Annotated in this window: 25 protein-coding genes and 1 pseudogene; 11 read left to right on the top strand and 15 right to left on the bottom strand. The window is 71.8% G+C overall.

Features of this window, described 5'->3' with window-relative positions; genetic code table 11:
* Window positions 1-662: pseudogene (locus ACWGH0_RS00005) on the bottom strand (hypothetical protein); the annotation flags it as partial.
* A gap of 447 nt (window positions 663-1109) precedes the next feature.
* Between ACWGH0_RS00005 and ACWGH0_RS00010 the strand changes: the two are divergent.
* Complete coding sequence (locus tag ACWGH0_RS00010) at window positions 1110-3170, top strand: PhoX family protein (RefSeq protein WP_453401805.1); 2061 nt, start codon at window positions 1110-1112, stop codon at window positions 3168-3170.
* Window positions 3171-3297: 127 nt separating this feature from the next.
* Here the strand turns inward: ACWGH0_RS00010 and ACWGH0_RS00015 are convergent, their stop codons facing one another.
* Both ACWGH0_RS00015 and ACWGH0_RS00020 read right to left on the bottom strand, forming a co-directional pair.
* Entirely contained in the window at window positions 3298-4305 is a 1008-nt protein-coding gene (locus ACWGH0_RS00015) for a hypothetical protein (protein ID WP_453401806.1), read from the bottom strand.
* A gap of 64 nt (window positions 4306-4369) precedes the next feature.
* Window positions 4370-5845: an APC family permease gene (locus ACWGH0_RS00020; RefSeq protein ID WP_453401807.1), complete on the bottom strand. Its 1476-nt coding sequence runs from the start codon at window positions 5843-5845 to the stop codon at window positions 4370-4372.
* A gap of 198 nt (window positions 5846-6043) precedes the next feature.
* Here ACWGH0_RS00020 and ACWGH0_RS00025 point away from each other — a divergent pair, with 198 nt between their 5' ends.
* Window positions 6044-6454, top strand: coding sequence for an RNA-binding S4 domain-containing protein (locus ACWGH0_RS00025; protein WP_453401808.1), 411 nt, complete (start codon window positions 6044-6046; stop codon window positions 6452-6454).
* Between the two features lie 631 nt (window positions 6455-7085).
* Here the strand turns inward: ACWGH0_RS00025 and ACWGH0_RS00030 are convergent.
* On the bottom strand, window positions 7086-7337 hold the full coding sequence (locus tag ACWGH0_RS00030; protein ID WP_453401809.1) for a DUF2630 family protein: 252 nt from the start codon (window positions 7335-7337) through the stop codon (window positions 7086-7088).
* Window positions 7338-7404: 67 nt separating this feature from the next.
* Window positions 7405-8184, bottom strand: coding sequence for an alpha/beta fold hydrolase (locus ACWGH0_RS00035; RefSeq protein ID WP_453401810.1), 780 nt, complete (start codon window positions 8182-8184; stop codon window positions 7405-7407).
* Window positions 8185-8268: 84 nt separating this feature from the next.
* Between ACWGH0_RS00035 and ACWGH0_RS00040 the strand changes: the two genes are divergently transcribed.
* From ACWGH0_RS00040 to ACWGH0_RS00060, 5 genes are all read left to right on the top strand, one after another.
* Complete coding sequence (locus ACWGH0_RS00040) at window positions 8269-9615, top strand: aminotransferase-like domain-containing protein (RefSeq protein ID WP_453401811.1); 1347 nt, start codon at window positions 8269-8271, stop codon at window positions 9613-9615.
* Between the two features lie 83 nt (window positions 9616-9698).
* Window positions 9699-10139: a hypothetical protein gene (locus ACWGH0_RS00045; RefSeq protein WP_453401812.1), complete on the top strand. Its 441-nt coding sequence runs from the start codon at window positions 9699-9701 to the stop codon at window positions 10137-10139.
* 102 nt (window positions 10140-10241) lie between these two features.
* Complete coding sequence (locus ACWGH0_RS00050; RefSeq protein ID WP_453401813.1) at window positions 10242-11264, top strand: ATP-binding cassette domain-containing protein; 1023 nt, start codon at window positions 10242-10244, stop codon at window positions 11262-11264.
* Window positions 11261-12127: an ABC transporter permease gene (locus ACWGH0_RS00055; protein WP_453401814.1), complete on the top strand. Its 867-nt coding sequence runs from the start codon at window positions 11261-11263 to the stop codon at window positions 12125-12127. The genes ACWGH0_RS00050 and ACWGH0_RS00055 overlap by 4 nt, the downstream gene beginning before the upstream one ends.
* A 129-nt stretch (window positions 12128-12256) precedes the next feature.
* Entirely contained in the window at window positions 12257-12826 is a 570-nt protein-coding gene (locus tag ACWGH0_RS00060) for a tellurite resistance TerB family protein (protein WP_453401815.1), read from the top strand.
* A 43-nt stretch (window positions 12827-12869) separates the two neighbouring features.
* On the opposite strand, the gene ACWGH0_RS00065 is transcribed toward ACWGH0_RS00060, so the two are convergent.
* The 4 genes from ACWGH0_RS00065 to ACWGH0_RS00080 all read right to left on the bottom strand — a co-directional run bounded on the left by ACWGH0_RS00065 (window position 12870) and on the right by ACWGH0_RS00080 (window position 15874).
* Complete coding sequence (locus ACWGH0_RS00065; protein ID WP_453401816.1) at window positions 12870-13265, bottom strand: hypothetical protein; 396 nt, start codon at window positions 13263-13265, stop codon at window positions 12870-12872.
* Window positions 13266-13407: 142 nt separating this feature from the next.
* Window positions 13408-14385 (bottom strand): hypothetical protein, encoded by a 978-nt coding sequence (locus ACWGH0_RS00070; protein WP_453401817.1) that lies wholly within the window; start codon window positions 14383-14385, stop codon window positions 13408-13410.
* A gap of 380 nt (window positions 14386-14765) precedes the next feature.
* Window positions 14766-15008, bottom strand: coding sequence for a DUF397 domain-containing protein (locus tag ACWGH0_RS00075; RefSeq protein WP_453401818.1), 243 nt, complete (start codon window positions 15006-15008; stop codon window positions 14766-14768).
* The gene (locus ACWGH0_RS00080; RefSeq protein WP_453401819.1) at window positions 15005-15874 is read right to left on the bottom strand and encodes a helix-turn-helix domain-containing protein; all 870 of its coding nucleotides are present in this window, start codon (window positions 15872-15874) and stop codon (window positions 15005-15007) included. The genes ACWGH0_RS00075 and ACWGH0_RS00080 overlap by 4 nt, the downstream gene beginning before the upstream one ends.
* Window positions 15875-15996: 122 nt before the next feature.
* Here ACWGH0_RS00080 and ACWGH0_RS00085 point away from each other — a divergent pair, with 122 nt between their 5' ends.
* Window positions 15997-16413, top strand: coding sequence for an ATP-binding protein (locus ACWGH0_RS00085; RefSeq protein WP_453401820.1), 417 nt, complete (start codon window positions 15997-15999; stop codon window positions 16411-16413).
* Window positions 16414-16459: 46 nt separating this feature from the next.
* Here ACWGH0_RS00085 and ACWGH0_RS00090 read toward each other — a convergent pair whose 3' ends face one another.
* From ACWGH0_RS00090 to pdhA, 6 genes are all read right to left on the bottom strand, one after another.
* Window positions 16460-17065: an FMN reductase gene (locus tag ACWGH0_RS00090; RefSeq protein ID WP_453401821.1), complete on the bottom strand. Its 606-nt coding sequence runs from the start codon at window positions 17063-17065 to the stop codon at window positions 16460-16462.
* Window positions 17062-18180, bottom strand: coding sequence for an LLM class flavin-dependent oxidoreductase (locus tag ACWGH0_RS00095; protein ID WP_453402046.1), 1119 nt, complete (start codon window positions 18178-18180; stop codon window positions 17062-17064). The genes ACWGH0_RS00090 and ACWGH0_RS00095 overlap by 4 nt, the downstream gene beginning before the upstream one ends.
* A 472-nt stretch (window positions 18181-18652) precedes the next feature.
* The gene (locus ACWGH0_RS00100) at window positions 18653-19690 is read right to left on the bottom strand and encodes a VOC family protein (RefSeq protein WP_453401822.1); all 1038 of its coding nucleotides are present in this window, start codon (window positions 19688-19690) and stop codon (window positions 18653-18655) included.
* Window positions 19691-19798: 108 nt separating this feature from the next.
* A complete protein-coding gene (locus ACWGH0_RS00105) occupies window positions 19799-21238 on the bottom strand; it encodes a dihydrolipoamide acetyltransferase family protein (RefSeq protein WP_453401823.1) in 1440 nt (479 codons plus the stop codon).
* Window positions 21239-21252: 14 nt separating this feature from the next.
* Window positions 21253-22233: an alpha-ketoacid dehydrogenase subunit beta gene (locus ACWGH0_RS00110; RefSeq protein ID WP_453401824.1), complete on the bottom strand. Its 981-nt coding sequence runs from the start codon at window positions 22231-22233 to the stop codon at window positions 21253-21255.
* Between the two features lie 2 nt (window positions 22234-22235).
* Window positions 22236-23384 carry a pyruvate dehydrogenase (acetyl-transferring) E1 component subunit alpha gene (gene pdhA, locus ACWGH0_RS00115; RefSeq protein WP_453401825.1) on the bottom strand — a complete coding sequence of 383 codons (1149 nt, stop codon included), beginning with the start codon at window positions 23382-23384 and terminating at the stop codon, window positions 22236-22238.
* Window positions 23385-23710: 326 nt separating this feature from the next.
* Between pdhA and ACWGH0_RS00120 the strand changes: the two genes are divergently transcribed.
* From ACWGH0_RS00120 to ACWGH0_RS00130, 3 genes are all read left to right on the top strand, one after another.
* Complete coding sequence (locus ACWGH0_RS00120) at window positions 23711-24391, top strand: response regulator (RefSeq protein WP_453401826.1); 681 nt, start codon at window positions 23711-23713, stop codon at window positions 24389-24391.
* Window positions 24392-24462: 71 nt separating this feature from the next.
* A complete protein-coding gene (locus tag ACWGH0_RS00125; RefSeq protein ID WP_453401827.1) occupies window positions 24463-24888 on the top strand; it encodes a pyridoxamine 5'-phosphate oxidase family protein in 426 nt (141 codons plus the stop codon).
* Between the two features lie 23 nt (window positions 24889-24911).
* The gene (locus tag ACWGH0_RS00130; RefSeq protein WP_453401828.1) at window positions 24912-25925 is read left to right on the top strand and encodes a phosphotransferase; all 1014 of its coding nucleotides are present in this window, start codon (window positions 24912-24914) and stop codon (window positions 25923-25925) included.

The raw sequence follows: 25925 nt of genomic DNA on the forward strand, positions 1-25925 counted from the left end.
GCTTCTACCTCGGTCTCCGCGGCGGCGGCCGGGGCCGCCTCCGGCTCGGGCTCCGGGGCTTCCTCCGCGGCCGGCTCGGCGGGCGCGGCGGTGGCCGCCTCGGCGGTCGCCTGCTCCGCGGCCGGGGCCGCGGTGGCCTCGGCGTCGGCCGGCTCGGGCTCCGGGGCGGCGGCGGGCGCGGCCTGCTCGGACGCCGGCTCCGGGACCGTCACCGCCGACGGCTTCGCGGAGTCGCCCGACGACTGGGACGGGACCGGGGCCGAGGGCTTGGCGGCGCCGGGGGTGGACTGGGCCGGGACGTTCGGTCCGGGCGAGGAGGTCTTCGTACGGGACGAGGACGGCGAGCCCGCCGGGGACGGGTTGTCGAAGGCCGCCGCCACCAGGTCCGACGCGATGCCCGGCGCCGGCTTCCTGGCCGGCTTGTCCGCCGCCGGGGCCTCGTCCTCGGTGGCCGGGGCCTGGGCGGGGGCCGGTACCGACGCCACCGTCTCCCGGGCCCCGTCGGTCGCGGACTCCGTTTCCGGCGCGGTGGCCGGCTCCGGCTTACGTTCGGCCTGGGACGGAACGGAAGCCGTCGCCGAGGACTCCCGTGCCGGCGACTGCTCGTTGCTCTCCGCTCGATCGCGTCCGAACACCTTGCGCAGCAAGCTCCGAATGCCCATGGGCGAGGCCTTTCGCATGAGTTGGGTGCGATGCACGCCCGCACCCGGCGGATGATCCCTGGCCAGGGCGGACACGTAAGGTTAGCGGCCCCGCCCGTCGATCTTCGGGAGGGTCAGGCGTGCCGTTCCGGTTGCGGGCGCGCGCGGCTCGCGGCGGCGGACGCGGATGCCGAACGCGCCCCCTCCGGGCGCCCCGGCGCGTACCACCAACCTCCCACGCGGGCCGCGTACTTCCTTGACGCCACGCGCACCGGACGGGTGCTCCCGACGGCTTCCGCCCGGCCGTCAAGCCAACTTCCGCACGGCCGTTCCGCATTCACCTCACGTTCACCCCAAGGCCGCCGAAGCGCGGGCGTACGCCCCTAACGTCACGGCCGGAGACATTCCGACACGTTGTCGGCGCAGGCGCGCCGAACCACATCCCGTACAGCCATTCCGGAGGGGTCCGTGCGCAATCTGCTGCCGCTGCTCAACTCGCCGCACTCGGGTGGGCGCTCCGCGCTGACCTGTCGCTACCGCTGTGGAGACGCCTGTTTCCAGGACGTCCCGAACACCAGCGACAACGAGTACGCCGGTGACGTCATAGCCGGCGCGCTGTCAAGACGGTCGATGATGCGCGCCGCCGCCGTGGTGACCGTCGCCGCCGCCGCCGGAACCTCGGCCCTCGCGGGCCCCGGCGCCCGGAGCGCCGTGGCCGCCGAGAGCGCCGTCAAGCCCCAGGGGAACCCGTTCGGCACGAACGGCGGAGCACGCGGGCTGCGCTTCGCGTCCGTCGCGCCCAACACCGCCGACGCCGTCACCGTCCCCGAGGGCTACGCCCAGAACGTCGTCATCCGCTGGGGCGAGCCGATCCTGCGCGGCGCCCCCGCCTTCGACCCGGACAAGCAGTCCGCCAAGGCGCAGGCCGGCCAGTTCGGCTACAACAACGACTTCCTCTCGCTGCTCCCGCTGCCGGGCGAGCACGGCCGTCAGGTACTCGTCGCGAACCACGAGTACACGGACGAGGTCCTGATGTTCAAGGGGTACGACCCGGCCAACCCCACCCGCGAGCAGGTCGAGACCGCCTGGGCCGCGCACGGCCTGTCCGTCGTCGTCGTCCAGGAGGAGCGCAAGTCCGGCAAACTGACGCCGGTCACCCGCCACCACCTGAACCGCCGCCTCCACACCACCTCCGAGTTCCGGCTGACCGGCCCGGCCGCCGGCGGCGACCTCCTGAAGACCTCCGCCGACCCGACCGGCACGAAGGTCCTCGGCACGCTCAACAACTGCGCCGGCGGCACGACCCCCTGGGGCACGACGCTGCACGGCGAGGAGAACTTCAACCAGTACTTCGCCAACGGCTCCAGCGCCACGGACAAGCGCTACGGCATCTCCACCGGCGCCACCGAGCGCAAGTGGGAGCTGTTCGACAAGCGCTTCGACGCCAAGCAGGAGCCGAACGAGTCGCACCGCCAGGGCTGGGTCGTCGAGCTCGACCCGTACGACCCCGACTCCACGCCCCGCAAGCGCACCGCGCTCGGCCGCTTCAAGCACGAGGCCGCCCAGCCCCGGCTGACCGCCGACGGCCGTCCGGTCGTCTACATGGGCGACGACGAGCGCTTCGACTACTTCTACAAGTTCGTCTCCTCGAAGCGGATGAAGAAGGGCAACTCGCGGGCCGCCCGCGAGCACAACCTCACGCTCCTCGACGAGGGCACGCTGTACGTCGCCAAGCTCACGGGCGACTCCCCCGGTGAGATCGACGGCACGGGCAAGCTGCCGAACGACGGCGAGTTCGACGGCAGCGGCGTGTGGATCCCGCTCGCCACCGGCACCACGTCGCACGTGCCCGGCATGACCGCCGAGGAGGTGTACGTCTTCACGCGCCTGGCCGGTGACAAGGTCGGCGCGACCAAGATGGACCGCCCCGAGGACGTCGAGCCGAGCCCCCGCACCGGGCGCGTGTACGTCGCACTGACCAACAACAAGGACCGTGGCGCGGCGGGCAAGGCGGGCGCCGACGAGGCCAACCCGCGCAACAACAACAAGCACGGCCAGGTGCTGGAGCTCGCCGAGCACTGGGACGACCCGGCGTCGGACGGCTTCGCCTGGCGGCTCTTCCTGGTCGCGGGCGACCCGGAGGACTCGTCCACGTACTTCGCGGGCTTCCCGAAGGACCGGGTCAGCCCCATCTCCTGCCCGGACAACCTCGCCTTCGACCCGCACGGCAACCTGTGGATCTCCACCGACGGCAACCAGCTCGGCTCGCACGACGGCCTCTTCGGCGTCGCGACGCGCGGTGAGCGGCGCGGTGAGCTGAAGCAGTTCCTCACCGTCCCGAAGGGCGCGGAGACCTGCGGCCCGATCATCCAGGACCGCCGGGTGCTCGTCGCGGTCCAGCACCCGGGCGAGATCGACGGCGCGAGCGTCGAGAACCCGGCGAGCGCCTGGCCCGACGGTCCCGGCAAGCTCGTCCGCCCGTCGGTGGTGGCGGTCTACCGCAAGGACGGCCGCGCGATCGGCGTGTAGCGGCCGACGGCAGCCTTCGGGGGGCGGCAGCCTTCGGGGCGGGCGCCGGACGGGCTCCACGGAGCCGGTCCGGCGCCCGCCGCGTGCCGGGTGCCGGGCGACCTTGTGGTGCCCCCTGAGCTGCGCGTCAGCGTTTTCCCGGGGTTCCGGCCGCGTGGCTCTGCCATCGGACGTACTGCTCCGCCGCGTCCCCCGTGTACGACCACGGCACCCGCGCCGCGCGTCCGCCCAGCAGGGCGAACACCTCCCGGGCCACCTCCGGGAGCTGCGCGTGGCAGGCGGCGTGGGCGAGGTAGTTGAGTTCGCCCACCTCCTCCGGGAGCACCGGCCCCGGCGGCCGGCCGCCCAGCCACCGCTCGCGCGTCCTGCGCACCTCCGTCACCGCCAGCTCGTGGTGCCAGTGCTGGTCGAAGCCGCGCACCGGCCGCCCCTGCGCGGCGGCGGAGACGTACCGGTACTCCTCCACCCGCGCGATCTGCACCAGTACCGGCAGCGGCGACCCCGCGGGGGCCGCGCCCGCCGCGTCGCGGGCGAAGTCGTACATCCGGCCGTGCGTGCCGTGCCAGCGCGCCGAGTGGTAGCGCAGGAGCTGCACGTGGCCCTCGATGTTGTACGGGTCGCGGCGCCGCAGCTCCTCCCACCACTCGCGCAGCTCCGCCCGGCCGACCCCGTCGCCGTACAGCCGCGCCACCGTCAGCAGCGACACCCACGGCATCGGGTCGGCGGGCCGCGCGTCGGCGGCGCTCAGGCACGCCATGACGGCCACGTCGATGCGGGTGCGGTCCACCTCGCTGCCCCGCCCGGCCTCGATGGCCTGGTTGAAGACCCGTACGACCTCGGTCGCGGCCCGCAGCACGGCGGCGTCCGCGCTGTCCGGTTCGGCCGCCCGCCACGCCTCCACCACGGAGCTGGCGGCGGCGGCGTGCGACAGCTGCCGCAGCCGGTGGGTGCGCAGCGGCCAGTCGTCGCCGGTCGCGCGGAGCAGGTCGCGCACGCCCTGCCAGCGGCCGATGACGATGTCCTGCCGGGCGGCGGTCAGCGGCCGGTCGCCGTGGTCCGGGTCGAAGTCCGGGACCGGACCGGAACCGGAACCGGAACCCGAGCCGGAAGAGAAGCGGCGGCGGAGTGCGCCCATCGGAACACCTCCTGCTCAGAGGACGAACGGTCGGAAGAAGGTACGGCGCGCGGGGCGGGCCCGCTCAGAAGTCGGTCGGAAGCCCGGCGTCGGCGTAGTCCCCCCGCTCCGATCCGGAGTTGACGTGCACCGCCTCGATCTCGATGGCGCGGGTGGCGTCGAGCCGCGCGGGGCGGTAGTACGCGCTGCCCCGCCGCCAGTACCAGAGCATCGGGACCACGCCGACGGCCAGGCCGCCGAGGCCGATCGCGACGGCCGCCGCGCCGATCTCGGTGAGCGAGGCGGCGAAGACGCAGAACATGAACACCGAGCCGAGCAGCGGCCAGGCCCCGCCGAGGACGAAGTCCTTCGGTGAGGACAGCAGCGTCTTGCGGTACGCGACGACGGCCGCGAGCCCCGCGAGCCCGTAGTACAGCGTCGTCTGGAGGCCGATGGCGGCGAGCGCGTCGGCCATGATCTCGTCGGTCGAGCCCAGCGCGTTGGAGGCCACGAACAGGATCAGCGCGACCGTGCCGACGACGGCCACGGCGACCCACGGGGTGTTCCAGCGGCGGTGGACGAGGCCGAGCGCGGACGGCATCGTACGGTCGCGGCCCATCGCGAAGAGCGAGCGCGTCACCTGGATCAGGGTGGTTTCGAGGGTGGCGATGGTGGAGAGCACCACGGCCAGGACCATCAGCTTGCCGCCGATGCCGGGCCAGATCGCGTCACCGAGGACGGCGAGCACGTTCGTGTCGTGCGCCGAGATCTGCTCGGTGGTCAGGATGACGTTGACAGCGATCGTGAAGACCACGAAGAGCAGGAAGACGACGCCCACGCCGACGAGCGAGGCGAGCCCGGCCGTGCGCCGGCTGTTGCGGGTCTCCTCGCTGAGGTTGCTGGTGACGTCCCAGCCCCAGTAGTAGAACGCGGCGATCAGGGTGCCGGCCGCGAATCCGCTGAAGCCGTCGAAGTGGCCGAAGCCGAGCCACGACCATTCGAAGGCCGCCACCGCTCCCCGGTGGAACAGGGCGCCGACCGCGAAGAGCACGAGGATCACGAGCTCGACGCCGGAGACCAGGAGCTGGGCGCGGGCCGAGAGACGTGCCCCGCCCAGTACGACGGCGAGCATCAGCAGGAACCAGCCGGCGCCGGCTGCGGTGGCCAGCGCGGTGTTCGACGCGAGGTCCGGGTCGAAGAGGGAAAGCGTCATCTGACCTGCGGGGAGCGACCCGGCGACCATGAAGATCGTGGCCGCGACGACCAGCGCCCAGCCGCTGATGAAGCCGAGGAACGGGTGCAGGGTGCGGCCGACCCAGGAGTAGGTGGCGCCCGCGTTCACGTCGATCCGGCCGAGCCGGCCGAAGGCCAGCACGATGCCGAGCATGGGTATCGCGCAGTAGAGGAGCGCGGCCGGACCGGCGAGACCGACGGCGCCGACGAGGACGGCGGTGGTGGCGGCGAGGGAGTACGCGGGGGCGCTGCCCGCGACGGCCATCACGATCGTCTCGAACGTGCCGAGGGCGTTGGGCTGGAGCCCTCTGCCGGTGTTGTGGCTCATGCGGTCCCAACTGCTTCCGGAGGTGCGCCGGACACAAGAGGAATCCCCAATTCCCTTTGCCTGGCACGACATGTGGCGACAAGTCAGAGATGTGGTGCAGGTCCGGAGGTGTCCCCTCCGGACGGCAGATCGTGCGCATAGTAGTGCGGCCGGCGGGCGAGCCGCGCACGGCCCGTTCGGCGGTCGTACCCTCGGAGCATGGCTGCGGACGACATGACGCACGGCGCGGGCGCCGGGACCGTACGGATCGACGTCTGGATCTGGTCGGTACGGCTCACCAAGACGCGCGCCCAGGCGGCTGCCGCCTGCAAGGCGGGGCACGTGCGGGTGGGCGGTGAGCGGGTCAAGCCGGCGCACGCGCTGAAGGCGGGCGACGAGGTGCGGCTGTTCCACGCGGGGCGTGAGCGGGTCGTCGTCGTCTCCCGGATCATCCGCAAGCGGGTGGGGGCTCCGGTCGCGGCCGAGTGCTACGTCGACAACAGTCCGCCGCCTCCGCCGCGCGAGTTCGTCGCGCCGGTCGCTGTGCGGGACCGGGGGGCGGGGCGGCCCACCAAGCGGGACCGGCGGGAGATGGAGCGGTTGCAGGGGCCCAAGCCGATGGGTGGGTGACGGTGGGGGTTGCGGGCTTGAGGTGCGGGCCGGTGGTGCGGGGTTGGGGTGCGGGCCGGTGGTGCGGGCCTGCGGTGGTGCGGGCCTGCGGTGGCTGACAGTGCCGGCTGGCAGAGTGGGGCGTATGTCGTCGACTTCTCCACGCCGTCCGTGCCCCGTCTGTGGCCGTGAGGTGGCCGTGGTCGCGGGCCGGTTCGTACGCCACGATCCGCGGACACGGGCTGCCACGGCGGAGCTCACGCTGTGCGGGGGGTCCAAGCGGGCCGCGCCGCCTGCTGCGGGGCAGCGGACCCTGGACGGGTACGAGCTGCCGCCGTTCCCGGGGCAGCTGCCACTGTTCTAGCGGGGGGCTTCGGCGGCTCACGTTTGTGGGGGCTGCGGGGGCGGGGTCGTGCCGGGGCGTCTCCTCGGGTGCCGAACCTTTCTGGCACTCCGAGATCTTCGGGGCGGTTGCGTTCGACACCCTGCGGGGAGCGCCCCACCACGCCCCCACCCGGCACCGCCGGAACGTGACGCGGGGCGTGGTGTGCGGACTGGGGGGCGTTCCGGTCCAGCACCACCGGACGTGACCCCTGGGCGCGGTCTGGATCCTGTGCGTGCGGGATGGTTGTCCACAGGGTGTGGACAAAGGTCAGCTCTTGTAGTTCTCCACCTCGGACGGGGGGCGTACCCGCGCCTCGGCCGGGTCTTCGCCGTACTCCGACTTCGCCCGGCGCTGGCGGAGCAGGTCCCAGCACTGGTCGAGCCGGATCTCCACCGCCTTCAGCCGCGCCCGCTCCGCGTCGTCGAGCCCCAGTTTGCGGGTGGAGCGGTCGCGCAGCTCGCGTTCCTCGGCCACCAGGCTGCTGATGTTGTCGAGGATCTCCTGGTCGGCGTCTTCCATGGCGGACTCGCCTCCGTGGATCGGTCTCCGTATCCACCCCAGCACACCTCGGGCCGCCGTGCAGCTCCTAGCGCGCGAGGTGCTCCCGCAGTGCCGCGTTGAAGGCTTCGGGGCGTTCCAGGTTGGGGAGGTGGGCCGCCTTCTCGATCACGGCCAGGGCCGAGCCGGGGATCGCGGCGTGCATCGCCTGCGCCTCGGCGACGGGCGTGTACGAGTCGTCCCGGCCCACCACGATCAGCGTCGGCACCGCGACCCGCGTCAGCAGCTCGCGGTAGTCGGGCCGCCGGGCCCGTCCGCGCAGGGCCGCCGCCGCGCCCGCCGGAGGGGCGGCGGTCATCATGCGGTGGACCTGGCCGGCCGCCTCGGTGTTGTACGGGGCGACCATCCTGTCCAGCACCTCGTCGGCGTACCCCGCCATGCCCTCGGCCACCAGCCGGTCGGCCATGGCGTCGCGCGCCCGTCTTCCCTCCTCGGTCTCGGCCGCCGGGAAGGTGTCGGCCAGGACGAGGCCGGAGACCCGCTCGGGGAAGAGGCGGTAGCACTCCATCACGATCTGGCCGCCCATGGAGAGGCCGCCGAGCACGGCGCGCCCGACGCCGAGGTGGTCGAGGAGGGCCGCGATGTCCTCGGCGAACACGGAGAGCGGGGTGACCCCGGGGACGACCTCGCTCTCGCCGTAACCGCGCAGGTCGGGGGCGATCACCCGGTGCGTGGGGGCGAAGACGGTGATCTGCGGGGCCCACATCGTGCGGTCGAACGGGTGGCCGTGGACGAGGACGAGCGGCGGGCCGTCGCCCTCGTCGGTGTAGCGGACGGTGATGCCGTTGGCGTGCGCTGCGGTTGCCATGACGAGGAGGCTAGGCGCGCTCAACTCCTCGGTGCAATAGGCTCTTTGCTCTCGGTGCAATGCGGCAGGGGAGTGGACGTGGGCATGGATTTCCGGCGGGTTGCCGACCGCGTCGCGGCGGAGATCGCCGCCGGCCGGCTGCGTCCCGGCGACCGGCTGCCCGCCCAGCGGGCCTTCGCCCGCCGCCACGGCATCGCGAACTCCACCGCGATCCGGGTCTACGGCGAACTGGTACGGCGCGGCCTGGCCGTGGGCGAGGTCGGGCGCGGCACGTTCGTACGGGCCGCACCCCCGTCGCCCGGCCACGCGCTCGCCGAGGCACCGGCCGGGACGGGTGGTGGGCCCGCGATCAATCTGGAGCTCAACTACCCGGTGGTGGAGGCCCAGTCGGCGCTCATGGCGCGGTCCCTGACCGGTCTGCTGCGCCCCGACGTGCTGGAAGCGGCCACCCGCCCGGCCGCCGCCGACGGCACTCCGGCCGCCCGCGAGGCGGCAGCCGCGCTGCTGGCCAGGGGCGGCTGGCGTCCCGACCCCGGGCAGGTGCTCTTCGCCGGCAACGGCCGCGCGGCGATCGCCGCGGCCATCGCGTCGCATCTGCGCCCGGGAGGCCGGCTCGGCGTCGAGGAGCTGACGTATCCGCTGGTCAAGGCCATCGCGGAACGGCTCGGGGTCACCCTGGTCGCCATCGCGTCGGACGAGGACGGGATGTGCCCCGACGCGCTGCGGGCCGCGCACCGCAGCGCCCCGCTCGGCGCGGTGTACGTACAGCCGACGCTGCACAACCCGACGGCGGTCACGATGAGCGAGGAGCGCAGGTCGCGCCTGGCCGAGGTGTGCGCGCGTCTGGGCACGGGGGTCGTCGAGGACACCACCTGGGCCTTCCTCGCCCCAGACGCACCGGCTCCGCTGGCCGCCCACGCGCCCGGCCGCACGGTCCTCGTCGACAGCCTGTCCAAGCGCCTCGCCCCCGGCCTGACCACCGGCTTCCTGACCGCCCCCGCCGCCCACCGCGGCCCGCTGGCCGACGCGCTGCGCTCCGGAGCCTGGACCGCCGCCCGGTTCGCCCTCGATGCCGCCACCCGCTGGATCACGGACGGCACGGTGGACGCCGTCGTCGCCGCCAAACGCGCCGACGCGGCGGCCCGGCACCGGATCGTGCGGGACCGGCTCGCCGGATTCCGGGTCCGCACCGACCCGCGCGCGTACTACTGCTGGTGGGAGCTGCCCGCGCCCTGGCGTACGGACACCTTCGTCGCGGCCGCGGCGGCGCGCGGCGTCGCCGTCACCCCCGGCCGGGCCTTCGCCGTACCGCCCCACGCCGCCCCGGACGCCGTGCGGATCGGCCTGGCGTCACCGCCGCGCGAGGTCCTGTCGTACGCGCTGGAGACGCTCGCCGGGGTCGCGAGGCAGGGACCGCCCGGCGGCCCGTAGATCCACTTGCCGACCACCGCCCACGGGTGTGACCTGGTAGCGAGGGCGGGGTGTGCGCGTATGCGCTGCGGAAGGAGTCTGCGATGGCTGGACATGCGGCGATCCCGGGCCGGTCACGCAGGCCGGCCGAGCCGTCGGGGTCGACACGACGATCGGGTTCCGGGCGTCCGGAGACCGGTCCCGCGGGACGCCGGCGCATCGTCGTCGCCGTCGTGCTGGGCCTCCTGTACGGCTACTACGCGGCCTTCCTCGCGCGGGACGCCGGACCCGTGACCGGCCTGAACTTCGGCTTCGGCATGCTCTGCGCCGCCGTCGTGGCGGCCCTGTGCCTCCTGCTCGCGCGGGCCCAGGGCCGGATGATCCCGCTGGTGCGGGCCGTCGCGTACGGCGCGCTCACCGGCGTGGGCGTCGGCTTCCTGCACAGTCTGGCGGACAACACCGTCCTGGACGCCGTCGTCATCGGCGGGGCCGTCGGCGCCGGCCTGGGCGCCGTGGCCTTCTACGTCTTCTACACGCGGGAATGAGACCGGGGGCGAGCCGTAGGTCGAAAGAACGATTACTTCCGGGCTCCGGGGCGGTCAACACTGGGTAAGAGGATCCGACGACCCCTCGGAGGGGCGGAAGACATGAGTGGACACCCCGAGCTCGCCATCGAGACGGCGGGCCTGGTCAAAGTGTTCGGTGCGAACCGGGCCGTCGACGGCATCGACCTCGCCGTCCCCGCCGGCACTGTGTACGGCGTCCTCGGGCCCAACGGCGCGGGCAAGACCACCGCGGTGAAGATGCTCGCGACGCTGCTGCGCCCCGACGGCGGCGTGGCGCACGTGTTCGGCAAGGACGTGGTGCGGGAGGCCGACGCGGTGCGCGGGCGGGTCAGCCTCACCGGGCAGTACGCGTCGGTCGACGAGGACCTGACCGGTACGGAGAACCTCGTGCTCCTGGGCCGGCTCCTCGGCCACTCCAAGGCCGCCGCGCGCACCAGGTCGGCGCAGCTCCTGGAGGCGTTCGGGCTCGCGGAGGCGGCCGACCGGCAGATCAAGAACTACTCGGGCGGCATGCGGCGGCGCATCGACATCGCCGCGAGCATCCTCAACACGCCCGACCTGCTGTTCCTCGACGAGCCGACGACCGGCCTCGATCCCCGCAGCCGCAACCAGGTGTGGGACATCGTGCGGGCGGTCGTGGCGCAGGGCACGACGGTGCTGCTCACCACGCAGTACCTCGACGAGGCCGACCACCTGGCGTCCCGCATCGCCGTGATCGACCACGGCAAGGTCATCGCCGAGGGCACGAAGGGCGAGCTCAAGGCGTCGGTCGGCTCCGGGTCCGTGCACCTGCGGCTGCGCGATCCGGCGCAGCGGCCGGAGGCCGAGCAGGTCCTGCGGCGGGCGCTCGGCGTCACCGTGCAGCTCGACGCGGACCCCGTGGCCCTGACGGCGACGGTCGACGGGCAGGCGAGCGACCTCGGCGCGGCGGAACAGGCCGCGCGGGCGCTCTCGGAGCTCGCCTCGTCGGGCATCACGGTCGACAACTTCGCGCTGGGCCAGCCGAGCCTCGACGAGGTCTTCCTGGCGCTGACCGACCGGAACAAGAAGAGCGCACCGGAGAACGGGACGATGGACGACTCGACCACAGGAGTGCCGGCATGAGCACCGTCGCGACCAAGGACAAGGGCCAGGGCCTCGACGAACTCGCCTTCGAAGCGCCGAGGGCCGAGGAACTCGCCGCGCTGCTCGTCGGCAAGGAACGCCCGCCGCGTCCCAGCGCGCTCTCCGCGTCCCTGACGTTCGGCTGGCGCGCCATGCTCAAGATCAAGCACGTGCCGGAGCAGCTCTTCGACGTGACGGCCTTCCCGATCATGATGGTGCTGATGTACGCGTACCTGTTCGGCGGGGCGCTGGCCGGGTCGGTGCAGGAGTACATCCAGTTCCTGCTGCCCGGCATCCTCACCATGAGCATCGTGATGATCACCATGTACACGGGCGTCGCCGTCAACACCGACATCACCAAGGGCGTCTTCGACCGCTTCCGTACGCTGCCGATCTGGCGTCCGGCGCCGATGGTCGGCTACCTGCTCGGTGACGTGATCCGCTACCTGATCGCGTCCGTGGTCATGCTGACCGTCGGCATGATCATCGGCTACCGGCCGGACGGCGGACCGGTCGGCGTCGTCGCCGGTGTGGCGCTGCTGCTGGTCTTCTCGTTCGCGTTCTCGTGGATCTGGACCATGTTCGGCCTGCTGCTGCGCACCGAGAAGTCGGTGATGGGCGTCAGCATGATGGTGATCTTCCCGCTGACGTTCCTGAGCAACGTGTTCGTCGATCCGAAGACGATGCCGGGCTGGCTCCAGGCGTTCGTGAACAACAGCCCGGTGACCCATGTGGCCACGGCGGTACGGGAACTGATGGCGGGCCACTGGCCGGCCGCCGACATCGCCTGGACGCTGGGCTGGTCGGCGGTGCTGCTGGCCGTCTTCGGCACGGTGACGATGCGGCTCTACAACCGGAAGTGACGACCGGCGACCCGAAGTGACGGCTGTCTTTACTCCGTCTTTGCCATTCGGGAACCCGGTCGCTCCCGGGGACGTTCACCTCACAGAACGCGAAGGCAGTCGACAGCCGTACAAGCCGAGGTGGCACCAGTGGTGATGTGGGACCGGATCAAGGACCAGGCCAAGAGCTTCCAGCAGTCCCAGGGCACGCGGGGCACGGGCGGCGGACACGGGCAGAGCGGGGCCCACGGGACGGGGTCGGGCGCGGCCTCCGGCGGGTCGAAGGCCCAGCTGCTGGGTCTGTTCAAGACCCAGCTCGCGTCGGTCAAGAGCGAGCTGAAGAGCGGCGCGTACCGGGACGCCAGCATGGCGATGTGCGCCCTGGTGGCGGCGGCCGACGGGCAGGTGGAGCCGGCGGAGCGGCAGCGAGTGGAGGAGCTGATCGTCTCCAACGAGGTCCTCCAGAACTTCCCGGCGGACCAGCTCCGCCAGCGCTTCAACCAGCACGTGGACCGGCTGCTCTCCAACTTCGAGCTGGGCAAGGCCGAGGCGCTCCAGGTGATCGCCAAGGCCGCCAAGAAGCCCGCGGAGGCCCGCGCGGTCATCCAGACCGGCATGGTCGTCGCCGGTGCGGACGGGCACTTCGAGCCGTCCGAGCAGTACGCCATTCGCGAGGCGTGCGCGGCTCTCGGCGTGCCGCCGACGGAGTTCGGCATCTGAGCGGGTGAGGGGCGGCACCGGCGGCCCGGCCGGTGCGCTCCCCTCAGCCGTGCGGGACGACGACGATCTGGTGCGCGTCCTCGTAGACGACGCGCCCCGGGTCGGCGGACCGCACGAGCCGCCACTCGACGCCGTGGGCCGCCAGGATCTCCAGGTAGCCGTCGACGCGCGCGATCAGCTCCACGGCGGCCGGCTTGAACCAGGCCGCCGCGCCCGGGTTGACGCGCGGGTCGTAGACGGTCGGATCGACGGTGCTCGGATCGGTGTACGCCGCGTCGTACCAGTCGTTGTGCGTACGCCGGAACCGCTCCTGCGCGGCGGACAGCCTGCCCTCCCGCGCGAGGCCGTTGACGAGCCCGAACACCCCGGGGAAGTTGCCCCCCGCACGGCGGACAGTCCCCTGATACCGCACGTACACGACCGGATCGTGATGCACCATCACGGCATCGTAGGCACGGGCCCGTGCGTGCGGCACGCAATCACGGCCAGGTCCGGTCAATACGCTCGCACCGCACGGCACAGGCGGCCGGGCCTCGCCTCCTCAGTGCTCGAATCCTTCCACATCGGCCTGCACGGCGGTCTCAGCTCGTACGCGGGAGCGGGAGCGAGGGTGGGGCGAAGTGGGGGTACTTCGCGTGGTGGGCCTTCCAGGCCGCTTCCTGGCGGCAGTGGCCGCACTGCGTCTCGTCGCCCACGGGCCGGAAGACGTGTTCGGAGCCCGGACCCTCGCAGGTGATGAGCGCCTTCGGCCGGTGTTCCGTGCGCGGCGGGCCCTCGGGCGTCCGGCGTACGAGGGACCGCTCCTGCGGCATCTTCACCGTCAGCCGGTGGCGCAGGAACCCGACGGCGGACCGGACGCCGTTCGGCGGCAGCCCGCAGGTCAGCGCGTAACGCAGGTCCGCCGGGCTGATGCCCCTGCGCAGCCAGTCGGCCGCGACCGCCGACAGCGTACGGGCCTCGCTCTCCCCCAGGTGCAGCTCACGGCGCGACTGCCGCAGCGAGAGCAACACGGTCTCGGCTGCGGCCCGTTGCGGGTCGTCGTCCGGGGTGTCGGCAAGGACTGCGTCCGAAGCGCCTTCCGTGTCGCCACCCCGTGCGTCGGCCGGTTCGCTGTGTGGGACGGGGGGTGGGTGGGGAGTGTTCTTTTCCTCGTTCTTATCCCCCGGAGGGTAGTCACCGACCACCTGAGGCACCGGTTCACCGACCGTCCGCATGTGCGTACTCGGTACGTCGCCGTCCCGGACCGCCGCCGCCTCCTCGGTCGTGAGGTGGACGTTGGCGAGGAGCTGGTCCGTCACCCACCGGCCGCGCTCGTTCTGGTGCCGCCACTCGTGCAGGAACCCGCAGGCAGTGAGGGATTGCTTGACCTTCTGGTACGCCCGGCCCTTGATCCCGAGCCGCTCCGCGTGCGCGCTCAGCGGCCTCTCGGTCGAGCCCTCGGGGAGTCCCTGCACGTACAGAAGCAGGATCTTCGCGTCGCTGTTCAGACGCGGGTGCTGCACGATGTCGTGCGAAGCCTTGGTGTAGCGCCGAAGGGGCGCGATAGCATGCCGAAGCATCCTCGGGACTCCTTAGCGTCCTCGAAGGTGAAGGTCCTCGGATGGTGTTGGTAGCACCCCCGGGGACCGCCCCGTGTCCGGACGGACACGAAGCGTGATGATGCGGTCACCGTACCGCACCACGCCCAACTCCCGCATATGCCCGGCGAAATGCCCACCCAGGGGCTGGGCGCCGGAGGCCCCTGAGTGGGTAGGTCACAGGGATCACCGCCCACAAACGCCGGGGGAACTCGTGGACATGACCCTGTTCTGGACGATCGTCGCGGCGGTGGCCGCTCTGAACATCGCCGGTCTTCTCGCTGCCGCCCTGTTCATCAGAATCCGCCGGCTCCAGGCCAGGCGACGCGGATAGACGCGCGCGGCTGCGTGCGATACGTGCGTCAGGCGCGGGCGTACGCGACGAACGCGGCCCAGGAGCCGGGAGCGACCGCCAACTGCGGCCCGTCGGTGACCTTTGAGTCACGGACGTGGATGGCGGTGGGGTGCGCGGCGACCTCGACGCACTGACCGCCCTCGCCGTCGCTGTAGCTCGACTTCCGCCAGTCGTAGGCGACTTCGATGCAGTCGCCGCCCTCGCCGCTGCTGTAGCTGGACTTGAACCAGGTGAGCTCGTCGGTCTTCATCGGTCTCCCAGCATCTTCTCGATCAGGGCAAGCGACTCCCGGGACGTAAGAGCCTCCGCCCGGATCATTGCATAGCGATCCGCGAGCTCCCGGACCTCGCGGGCGTCAGTGAACAGGTGCGGGTGGCCCTGGGCTTCGGTGTATCCGACCTGCTGCTCGCCCTTGGTGGTCAACAAGTTGAACGCCGTGTCCATGTTGGGGTGTTCCTCGCAGTTCGTGGGCATCACCTGGAGTTCCACGGTCCGCAGGCGGCCGAACCGCAGCAACTGCCGCAACTGCCCCTCGTGCACCGCGCGCCCGCCGATCGGCCGGCTGAGCACCACCTCTTCGAAGACGAAACTGAAGGTGGGCGAAGGCCATTGCTCGAAGACCTGCTGCCTCGAAAGCCGGTCCGCCACCCGCTTTTCCACGATCTCTTCGCTCAGCAACGGCCTGCGCTGCGTGAAGATCGCCCTCGCGTACTCCTCGGTCTGGAGCAGTCCGTGGACGACCTGGTTGCCGTAGTGGAGGAGTTGGACCGCCTCCGCCTCCAGTTTCGCGTAGTTCCGGTACCAATCAGGGTGTCGCGTTCGAGCCTTTTTCTGCGCCTCCCGTACGTCCGGGATCACCGCTCGCAGGACTCCGCGCGCCTTCAGCGCGTCATCGGCCCGGTCCAGGAACTCCGGCTGCGGGGTCCGTACGCCCCGTTCCATCGCGGAGACGAGGTCGAGGCCGCAGTGCGTCGCCGTCGCCAGTTCCTTCTGGCTCATGGCCAGGTTCTCGCGCAGTACGCGTACCTGTTTGCCGAGCGCGCGGAACAGGTGCGCGGTGCCGTCGGCCTCCGAGGGCAGCTCGGGGCGTGCTTCCTGGTGCGCGGATTCCGTCATGCGTACCGCTTCCCCGGTCACAGCCGACGTGCCGTACACCGTGCCGTCCGTACCCGTACAGTTACCCAGCGTCCAACGGTTACTCCTGGTCAGGGTACGGGCGGGCCGCCACGCTCTGTCACATGAACGCCGAAATCACACCCGTCACCGCCGAGTTCGTACAGCGCCTCAGCTCCACACGTCGCGGGGCCCGGCTTGCGCGCATCCTCGCCGCGCAGCAGCTCGACGCCTGGGGCGTGCCCTTCGGCACGGGGCCTTCGGACGCCGTCGCCCTCGTCGTCGCCGAGCTGGCCGCGAACGCGGTGACGCACGGTCATGTGGCCGGGCGCGACTTCGAGGTGCGCCTGCTGCTGCTCGGGGGCGGCCGGGTCCGTATCGAGGTGGCGGACACGCGCGGTGAGCGGCGGCCGCGCGCCCGCCCCGCCGGGGACGGCGAGGGCGGGCGCGGACTGCTCGTGGTGGCGGCGCTGGCAGACGCGTGGGGCGTGACGGAACGCAGTGTCGGCAAGGTGGTCTGGGCGGAGCTGGCCGTCACGTGAACGTGTCGGCCGGCCGACCAGGTGGTCAGCGACCCCGGCGCGGCCGTCAGCCGACCCGCAGGGCCGCGAGCTGCTCCGCGAACGGCACCACCGTTTCGTCGGCGGGCCGACGGAACCGCGCACGCGACTCCATCAGCTCCGCCAGTTCGCCGCCCGCCCGCTCGATGCGGCGCGGGAGGTCGTCCGTACGGGCGGTGCCCTCCGCGCCCCAGTCCTCCGATGCGGCGTACACCGCCGTCGGCACGACCAGCGCCCGCAGGTAGGCGAAGAGCGGACGCATGGCGTGCTCCAGCGCCAGGGAGTGGCGGGCCGTGCCGCCGGTCGCGGCGATCAGGACCGGCTTGCCGACGAGAGCGGTGTTGTCGATCAGGTCGAAGAACGACTTGAACAGGCCGCTGTACGAGGCGGAGAACACGGGGGTGACAGCGATCAGGCCATCCGCCTCGGTCACCGCGTCGAGCGCCTCGGACAGTGCCGGACTCGGGAAGCCCGTGACGAGGTGGTTGGCGATGGCGGTCGCCAGCTCCCGCACCTCGACGGCGCGGACGTCGGCGTCGCCGAGGGACGTACGCGTGGCCTGTGCGAGCCGGTCCGCGAGGAGGCGGGTCGACGAGGGAACGCTCAGGCCGGCCGATACGACGACGAGCTTCATGCCGTCACCCCTTCCTGCTTCTGGTCTTCCTGGTCCTGCTGCGCGAGCTTGGCGGCGACGCGCGCCGCGTGGGTGGGGCCGTCCGGCACCCGGGCCGGGCGGTTCTTGGCGAATTCCTTGCGGAGTACGGGGACGACTTCCTCGCCGAGCAGGTCGAGCTGCTCCAGCACGGTCTTGAGCGGGAGCCCGGCGTGGTCCATCAGGAAGAGCTGGCGCTGGTAGTCGCCGAAGCTCTCACGGAAGGTGAGGGTCTTCTCGATGACCTCCTGCGGCGAGCCGACGGTCAGCGGGGTCTGCTCGGTGAACTCCTCCAGGGAGGGGCCGTGTCCGTACACCGGCGCGTTGTCGAAGTACGGACGGAACTCGCGCACCGCGTCCTGCGAGTTCTTGCGCATGAACACCTGGCCGCCGAGCCCGACGACCGCCTGGTCGGGGGTGCCGTGGCCGTAGTGGGCGTAACGCTCGCGGTAGAGGTTGATGAGGCGCCTGAAGTGGTCCTTGGGCCAGAAGATGTTGTTGGCGAAGAAACCGTCGCCGTAGTACGCCGCCTGCTCGGCGATCTCCGGGCTGCGGATGGAGCCGTGCCAGACGAACGGCGGTACGTCGTCCAGCGGCCGGGGCGTCGAGGTGAAGCCCTGGAGGGCGGTGCGGAACTTGCCCTCCCAGTTCACGACGTCCTCGCGCCACAGGCGGTGCAGCAGCGCGTAGTTCTCCACGGCGAGCGGGATGCCCTGGCGGATGTCCTGGCCGAACCAGGGGTAGACCGGTCCGGTGTTGCCGCGTCCCATCATGAGGTCCACCCGGCCGTCGGCCAGGTGCTGGAGCATCGCGTAGTCCTCGGCGATCTTCACCGGGTCGTTGGTGGTGATCAGCGTGGTGGACGTGGACAGGATGATGTTCTCGGTGCGGGCGGCGATCCAGCCGAGCATGGTGGTGGGCGAGGAGGGGACGAAGGGCGGGTTGTGGTGCTCGCCGGTCGCGAACACGTCGAGCCCGACCTCTTCGGCCTTGAGCGCGATGGCCGTCATGGCCTTGATGCGCTCGTTCTCCGTCGGCGTCCTGCCGGTGGTCGGATCGGTCGTGACATCTCCGACGCTGAAGATCCCGAACTGCAACGCGCTCACCTCCGAGGCGGTCCTGCGGCTGTCGTTGAAAGTTTAACAACCACGCCAACGGTGGGGGGTGCCGGGATATTCCACGCGGGGTGGGGGGCGGGGCGAAGTCGGCAGAAGGCGGGGGTGGCGCTTGTCGGGAGGCGGCGAAAGGGGGCGAATGGGGTGAGGCGGGTCGTTGTCCGGCGGGTTCGTCCCCTCACCGTCCCGTCCCGTCCCGCCTCGGCCGGTCGTCCGGCGGGGGCACGGGGGCGGGGAGAGCCAGGCGGCGTACGGCGGGCTGCAACCGGCGGCCGGCGGCCCTCCCACCGGCCGCCGCTCCACCCGAACCGGCCGCCGCTCCACCCGAACCGGCCGCCGCTTGCACCCGAACTGGCCGCCGCTGCCACCTGAACCGGCCGCCACCACTGCCGCACCGGTCAGCGCTACAGCCGAACCGGCCGCCCTTCCAGCGGCACGGCAAGCACCGCCGCCGCTACAGCGGCGCGCTGCGCCACTTCCACTCGGTGACCCGGTCGCGGCCCGGCAGCTCGGCGCGGCCGGTGGCCCACAGCAGGACCGCCCACCGGTCCTCGTCGGCGGGGGCGTCGGGGAAGAGCCGGGCCAGGGCCCGGTCGCAGAGGTCCGCCGGTGGCGTCCACGGCCGGGACAGCCCCTGGGCGACGTCATGGGTGTGGACGAGCGTCTCCACGACCCCCATCGCGGCGAAGCCCTCCGGGTCGGAGATCCCGTACGCGTGGTGGCAGCGCAGGTCGGGGGAGACCGTGCGGACCATCGCCGCCAGCAGGGCGCCGCTCGCCTCCATTGTCCGGAGCAGTCCGGACGGGCCGGCCTCGGGGGCGGCGAAGATCGCGCTCGCCGGGCCGCCCGCGCGGGCGGGAGACGTCCGGTAGGGCACCCGGGCGTCGAGCGACGGCTCGCGCGGGCCCATCCGGACCGCGTACGAGAAGAGGTCGTGGCTCATGTGCTCGACCGTCTCCCAGCAGGTCCAGTCGAGGGATCCGGCCGGGGTCGTCCAGGCGTCGGACGGGATCTCGCCGAGTGCCGCGCCGGCCGGGGGGTCCTGGAGTGCGTCGACCGCCAGGTGTACAGCGGTGGTCACGTCGTCGGCGGTGACGGGCAGCCGGGTGCCGGTCAGCGCCGCGCGTTCGGCGGCTCCGCACTCGACGCAGAACTCGTTGCCCTCGGGATCGGCCAGTGTCGCCCAGCCCCGGCCGTTGGGCCTGCGGTGGTCGGCGACGAGGGTGGCGCCGAGGGCGAGCAGGCGCTCGACCTCCTCGTCGCGGGTGCGGTCGTCCGGCATCACGTCGAGGTGGACGCGGTTCTTGGCGTTCTTGGGCTCGGGCACCGTCACGAAGAGCAGCGCCGCTCCGCCGGGGGTCTCGACCAGCGCCTCGGGGTCACCGGGCGCGTCCTCGTCGGAGACGGAGACGCCGAACACCTTGGCCCAGAAGCCGGCCAGTTCGTAGGCGTCGGCGCAGTCGATGGTCACGTGATGCAAGAGAGACGTCATGGGGCTCACTGTCCCCGGTGGGCCGCCGCCGGGGCCAGCGAGTTGTTGAGCGGCTCCCCCGGGGCCGGTGTCGCCGTCGGCGACGCCCGGGCCCCGGGGGGACAGTGCCTAGGCCCAGGTGATCAGGCGCTTCGGCTGCTCCAGGATCGCGGCCACGTCGGCCAGGACCCGGGAACCCAGCTCGCCGTCGACCAGGCGGTGGTCGAAGGAGAGGGCCAGGGTGGTGACCTGGCGCGGCTTGACCTTGCCCTTGTGCACCCACGGCTGGAGCTTGATCGCACCGACCGCGAGGATCGCGGACTCGCCGGGGTTGAGGATCGGCGTACCGGTGTCGACGCCGAAGACGCCGACGTTGGTGATGGTCACCGTGCCGCCCTGCATCGCGGCCGGCGACGTCTTGCCCTCGCGGGCAGTCGCCACCAGCTCGCCCAGCGCCTCCGCCAGCTCCGGCAGGGTCTTGGCCTGCGCGTCCTTGATGTTCGGGACGATGAGGCCGCGCGGCGTGGCCGCCGCGATGCCCAGGTTCACGTACTCCTTGTGCACGATCTCCTGGTTGTCCTCGTCCCAGGCCGCGTTGACGTCCGGGTTGCGCTTGATCGCGACCAGGAGCGCCTTGGCGATCAGGAGGAGCGGGTTGACCCGCAGGCCCGCCATGTCCTTGTCGGACTTCAGCTCTTCGACGAGCTTCATGGTGCGCGTGATGTCGAAGGTGATGAACTCCGTGACGTGCGGCGCGGTGAACGCGCTGTTCACCATGGCCGACGCGATCGCCTTCCGTACGCCCTTGATGGGGGTACGGGTCTCGCGGGCCGCACCGGCGGCGGTCCCGGCCCCGGCCTGAGCCGGGGCGGGCGCCTCGGCGGGGGCAGGTTCCGGCCGCGCGGCGGCCGGCTGTGCCTGTACGGCGGTCGCCGCCGCCGCGTGGACGTCCTCGCGGGTGATGATCCCGTCCGGGCCCGTCGGCGTGATCGCGGCCAGGTCGAGGCCCAGGTCCTTGGCGAGCTTGCGGACCGGCGGCTTCGCCAGCGGGCGGGAGGCCGGGGCGACGGTGTGTCCGTGGCCGTTGAGCTCGGCCTGGACCGCCGCGGCGACCGCGGGCTCCGGGGCCGCCGCACCCTTGCGGGCCCGGCGCTTGGTGGACGCCTCGGAGACGCCGTAGCCGACGAGGACCGGCTGGCGGGCCGCGGGCTTGGCCTCCTCGGGCTCCGGAGCGGGCTGCGGAGCGGGCTCCGGGACCGGTGCCTGCGCGGGGGCCTCGGGGGCCGCCGTGCCCGGCGCCACGTCGACGGTGATGATCACCTGGCCGACGTCGACCGTCACGCCCTCGCCGAAGCGGAGCTCGTGCACCACGCCGTCGTACGGGATGGGCAGCTCGACGGCGGCCTTGGCCGTCTCGACCTCGCACACCACCTGGCCGTCGGTCACGGTGTCGCCCGGCTGGACGTACCACTTGAGGATCTCGGCCTCGGTCAGACCCTCGCCCACGTCGGGCATCTTGAACTCGCGGAAGCGCGCCGTGTCGGCGGCGGGAGCGGATGTCTCAGTCATCGTCACGGCTCTCCTCAGTACGCAAGCGAGCGGTCGACGGCGTCGAGTACCCGGTCCAGACCCGGCAAGTACTCCTCCTCCAGGCGCGCCGGCGGGTACGGCGCGTGGAAGCCGCCCACCCTCAGCACCGGCGCCTCCAGGTGGTAGAAGCACCGCTCCGTGATGCGAGCGGCGATCTCGGCGCCCGACCCGTAGAAGACCGGGGCCTCGTGGACCACGACCAGGTGGCGGGTCTTCTCGACCGACGTCTGCACGGTGTCGAAGTCGATCGGGGACATCGACCGCAGGTCGACGACCTCGATCGACTTGCCCTCCTCGGCCGCAGCGGCGGCCGCCTCGACGCAGACCTTCACCATCGGGCCGTACGCGGCGAGCGTCAGGTCCGCGCCCTCGCGCACGACGCGCGCCTTGTGGAGCGGGCCCGGGATGGCCTCGGTGTCGACCTCGCTCTTGTCCCAGTAACGCCGCTTCGGCTCGAAGAAGATCACCGGGTCGTCGCTCTGGATGGCCTGCTGCATCATCCAGTAGGCGTCCGACGAGTTGGACGGCGAGACGATCTTGAGGCCGGCGACGTGCGCGAACAGCGCCTCCGGCGACTCGCTGTGGTGCTCGACCGCGCCGATGCCGCCGCCGTACGGAATGCGGATGACGACCGGCATCTTGATCTTGCCGAGCGAGCGGGCGTGCATCTTCGCGAGCTGCGTGACGATCTGGTCGTACGCCGGGAAGACGAAGCCGTCGAACTGGATCTCCACGACCGGGCGGTAGCCGCGCAGGGCCAGGCCGATCGCGGTGCCCACGATGCCGGACTCGGCGAGCGGGGTGTCGATGACCCGCTCCTCGCCGAAGTCCTTCTGGAGGCCGTCGGTGACGCGGAAGACGCCGCCGAGCTTGCCGACGTCCTCGCCCATGATCAGGACCTTGGGGTCGGTGTCGAGGGCGGTGCGCAGCGACTCGTTGATCGCCTTGGCGAGGGGAAGCTTCTGAACGGGCATGGCTACTTACCCTCCTCGGCGAAGGACGCCTGGTACGCGGCGAACTGCGCCCGCTCCTCGTCGACCAGGGCGTGGCCGTCCGCGTAGACGTTCTCGAAGATCGCCATCTGGTCGGGGTCGGGCATGGCCCGCACCGCCTCGCGGACCCGCCTGCCCAGCGCCTCCGACTCGGTCTCCAGACCGTCGAAGAAGACCGCGTCGGCGAAGCCCTGCTTCTCCAGGTACGTGCGCAGGCGCAGGATCGGGTCCTTCGCCTCCCACGCCTCGCGCTCCTCGTCGGCCCGGTACTTCGTCGGGTCGTCGGAGGTGGTGTGCGCGCCCATGCGGTACGTGAAGGCCTCGACCAGCGTCGGGCCCTCGCCCCGGCGGGCGCGCTCCAGCGCGTCGCGGGTCACGGCGAGGCAGGCGAGCACGTCGTTGCCGTCGACCCGGACGCCCGGGAAGCCGAAGCCCTGCGCGCGCTGGTACAGCGGCACGCGGGTCTGGCGCTCGGTGGGCTCGGAGATCGCCCACTGGTTGTTCTGACAGAAGAAGACGACCGGGGCGTTGTAGACCGCGGAGAAGGTGAACGATTCAGCGACATCGCCCTGGCTGGAGGCGCCGTCACCGAAGTAGGCGATGACCGCGGAGTCCGCGCCGTCCTTGGCGACACCCATCGCGTACCCGGTCGCGTGCAGCGTCTGCGAGCCGATGACGATCGTGTACAGATGGAAATTGTTGGTGTTGGGGTCCCAGCCACCGTGGTTCACGCCACGGAACATTCCCAGCAAATTGGTCGGGTCGACGCCACGGCACCAGGCGACACCGTGCTCGCGGTACGTCGGGAAGACGTAGTCGTCGTCGCGGAGAGCGCGTGCGGAGCCGATCTGGGCCGCCTCCTGGCCGAGCAGCGAGGCCCACAGGCCGAGCTCTCCCTGGCGCTGGAGGGAGGTGGCCTCGGCGTCGAAGCGGCGGGTCAGAACCATGTCCCGGTACAGGCCGAGCAGTTCTTCCGGGGTGAGGTCGATCGAGTAGTCCGGGTGCTCGATCCGCTCACCCTCGGGGGTGAGCAGCTGTACGAGCTCCGGCTCGGATCGCTGGGGTTTCTTGGCGCTGACGCGCTTGGTGCTGCTGCGTCGCGGCTTACGCGCGGCAGTGCTCTCCACGGTCACGTGCGTGCTCCTCCGTCTGTCCGGCCCCCGGGGTCTGCCGGTGACCAGTGCGGCTCACCTGCTTGCGTCCTCGTGCACGGGGTGGGTGCGACTCGGCCGGGAACAGGTGTGACAGGTGCCCCGGCGAAACGCCCTGCCAAAGGAACGTTACCCAGTGCCTCGCACAACTGCGAAACCCCATTTGACCTGCGATTTTGCTTGGAAATCCAAGTAAATCGAAGAATTCGGGAACAACCACTGGTCACAGCCTCGCGGGCCGCCGGAACAGGGGCACGTTATCCCGGCGACCCGGGGCACGGGAAGAGTCGATGTGTGAGGATGACGGCGTGCCTGAAAGAGGAAAAATCACCGTATTTCTAGTCGACGACCACGAAGTCGTGCGGCGCGGCGTCCACGAACTGCTCTCCGTGGAGGACGACATCGAGGTCGTCGGGGAGGCGGGAACGGCGGCAGACGCCCTGGTCAGGATCCCTGCGACCGTCCCGGACGTGGCCGTTCTCGACGTACGCCTGCCGGACGGAAGCGGCGTCGAGGTGTGCCGGGAAGTCCGGTCGGGAAATGAGGGCATCAAATGCCTGATGCTTACCTCGTTCGCCGACGACGAGGCACTTTTCGACGCCATCATGGCCGGTGCGTCCGGATACGTCCTCAAGGCCATTCGGGGCAATGAACTGCTCACGGCCGTCCGTGACGTCGCGGCGGGCAAGTCGCTGCTGGACCCGGTGGCGACCGCCCGCGTTCTGGAGCGGCTGCGGTCGGGCGACGGCGACTCCCGCGGCGACGGGGCCGGCGGCGACAGCCGGCTCGCGAACCTCACCGAGCAGGAGCGCAGGATTCTCGACCTGATCGGCGAGGGCCTGACCAACCGGGCCATCGGCGAGCGGCTGCACCTCGCGGAGAAGACGATCAAGAACTACGTCTCCAGCCTGCTCTCCAAGCTGGGCATGGAGCGCCGCTCGCAGGCCGCCGCGTACGTGGCGCGCAAGCAGGCGGAGGAGCGCCGCTGAGACGCCCGCCACCCCCTTTTCGGGACTTACGTCCCTTTCCCGGCCCGCACCGGTGACCGACAGTGAACCGCATGCCCACCGAGGACCTACGCGCCATCGAACTCCTCCGCCGCGTCCCCTACGGCCGAGTCGCCACGAGCATGCGGGCCCTGCCCTTCCTCGCCGTCGCCCGCCACGTCGTCGTACAGGGGCGGGTCCTGCTGCGCATGCACGCGGGCTTCAACCACCACCAGTCCTGCCACGGCAGCGTGGTCGCGTACGGCGCGGACAACTTCCACCCGCGCACCCCCGGCGACAGCACCCTGTGGGCCGTCCAGTGCACCGGCACCGCCGAGATCTTCGATCCGGCCGGCGACGAACTGGCCCTCTTCGGCCGCGGGCCCCGCTACGTCGACGGGGAGCCCTTCGACCCGGTCTACCTGCGCATCGAGCCGCAGTTCGCCACCGCCCACTCCCTCAACAGCGCCCCCGAGAGACAGTACGAGCACGCTCTGTGACGGAGTGATCTAACATCTGGCGGGTGCCCCGCTCATCTGTACTCGCCCCTCCGCCGCCCGTCGGCGACCTGCTGCGCCGCTACCGCGACGCGGGCGATCCCCTCTCCTGCGAACCCGTGGCCCAGGGCCTGCTCAACCACGGCTACCGCCTCGTCACCACCCGCGGCGACTACTTCCTCAAGCACCACCTCGACGGGGACCGCGAGACCATCAGGCGCCAGCACCGCGCCACCCGCCACCTCCAGGCGTTCGGCGTCCCCGTCGCCCCGCCGGTCGAGGACACCCACGGCGGCACCGTCACCGTCATCGGCGGGCGCTGCTACGCCCTGCACCCGTGGGTGGAGGGCCGGCACCGGGACGGGGCCCAGCTCACGACGGCGGAGTCACGGCGGCTCGGGGCGCTGCTGGGGCTCGTGCACACCTGCCTCGACCGGGTGATGGAGGAGGCGGACCGGCGTACGCACGACTGCGCCGACCCCGCCGACACCTTCGCGCTGATCGACGACCTGCTGGCGCTGGCGCGCGGGCGGCGGCCCCGCGACGCCTTCGACGTCCTGGCCGAGCACCGCCTGGTGGAGCGGCGCACGCTCCTGGAGCGGCACGCGCACCGGCGGCCCCCGCCGGTCTCCGAGCCCGCCACCGGGTGGGTGCACGGCGACTTCCATCCGCTGAACCTGCTCTACCGGGGGGCCGAGCCCGCCGCGATCGTCGACTGGGACCGGCTCGCGGTGCAGCCGCGCGCGGAGGAGGCCGTCCGGGCCGCCGCGATCTTCTTCGTACGGCCGGACGGAGAGCTGGAGCTGGCGAAGGTGCGGGCGTACGCGGCGGCGTACCGCAGGGCCGCCGGGGCGGACGCGGACGAGCTGGCGGCGGCGGTGCACCGGGTGTGGTGGGAGCGCCTCAACGACTTCTGGATACTGCGCTGGCGCTACCAGCGGCACGACCGGAGGGCCGACCCGCAGTTCCCTGCGGCGTCGGCCCTGGCGGTCTGGTGGACGAAGGAGTACGAGGCGGTGCGCGAAGCGTTCGCCGGGTGA

The sequence above is a fragment of the Streptomyces sp. NPDC054887 genome, assembly GCF_053610585.1.

Coding starts and splice junctions, on each gene's coding strand:
- ACWGH0_RS00015 (WP_453401806.1), bottom strand. CDS start 4,305: ATGGGCGCACTCCGCCGCCGCTTCTCTTCCGGCTCGGGTTCCGGTTCC.
- ACWGH0_RS00020 (WP_453401807.1), bottom strand. CDS start 5,845: ATGAGCCACAACACCGGCAGAGGGCTCCAGCCCAACGCCCTCGGCACG.
- ACWGH0_RS00025 (WP_453401808.1), top strand. CDS start 6,044: ATGGCTGCGGACGACATGACGCACGGCGCGGGCGCCGGGACCGTACGG.
- ACWGH0_RS00030 (WP_453401809.1), bottom strand. CDS start 7,337: ATGGAAGACGCCGACCAGGAGATCCTCGACAACATCAGCAGCCTGGTG.
- ACWGH0_RS00035 (WP_453401810.1), bottom strand. CDS start 8,184: ATGGCAACCGCAGCGCACGCCAACGGCATCACCGTCCGCTACACCGAC.
- ACWGH0_RS00040 (WP_453401811.1), top strand. CDS start 8,269: ATGGATTTCCGGCGGGTTGCCGACCGCGTCGCGGCGGAGATCGCCGCC.
- ACWGH0_RS00045 (WP_453401812.1), top strand. CDS start 9,699: ATGGCTGGACATGCGGCGATCCCGGGCCGGTCACGCAGGCCGGCCGAG.
- ACWGH0_RS00050 (WP_453401813.1), top strand. CDS start 10,242: ATGAGTGGACACCCCGAGCTCGCCATCGAGACGGCGGGCCTGGTCAAA.
- ACWGH0_RS00055 (WP_453401814.1), top strand. CDS start 11,261: ATGAGCACCGTCGCGACCAAGGACAAGGGCCAGGGCCTCGACGAACTC.
- ACWGH0_RS00065 (WP_453401816.1), bottom strand. CDS start 13,265: ATGGTGCATCACGATCCGGTCGTGTACGTGCGGTATCAGGGGACTGTC.
- ACWGH0_RS00070 (WP_453401817.1), bottom strand. CDS start 14,385: ATGCTTCGGCATGCTATCGCGCCCCTTCGGCGCTACACCAAGGCTTCG.
- ACWGH0_RS00075 (WP_453401818.1), bottom strand. CDS start 15,008: ATGAAGACCGACGAGCTCACCTGGTTCAAGTCCAGCTACAGCAGCGGC.
- ACWGH0_RS00080 (WP_453401819.1), bottom strand. CDS start 15,874: ATGACGGAATCCGCGCACCAGGAAGCACGCCCCGAGCTGCCCTCGGAG.
- ACWGH0_RS00085 (WP_453401820.1), top strand. CDS start 15,997: ATGAACGCCGAAATCACACCCGTCACCGCCGAGTTCGTACAGCGCCTC.
- ACWGH0_RS00090 (WP_453401821.1), bottom strand. CDS start 17,065: ATGAAGCTCGTCGTCGTATCGGCCGGCCTGAGCGTTCCCTCGTCGACC.
- ACWGH0_RS00100 (WP_453401822.1), bottom strand. CDS start 19,690: ATGACGTCTCTCTTGCATCACGTGACCATCGACTGCGCCGACGCCTAC.
- ACWGH0_RS00105 (WP_453401823.1), bottom strand. CDS start 21,238: ATGACTGAGACATCCGCTCCCGCCGCCGACACGGCGCGCTTCCGCGAG.
- ACWGH0_RS00110 (WP_453401824.1), bottom strand. CDS start 22,233: ATGCCCGTTCAGAAGCTTCCCCTCGCCAAGGCGATCAACGAGTCGCTG.
- ACWGH0_RS00125 (WP_453401827.1), top strand. CDS start 24,463: ATGCCCACCGAGGACCTACGCGCCATCGAACTCCTCCGCCGCGTCCCC.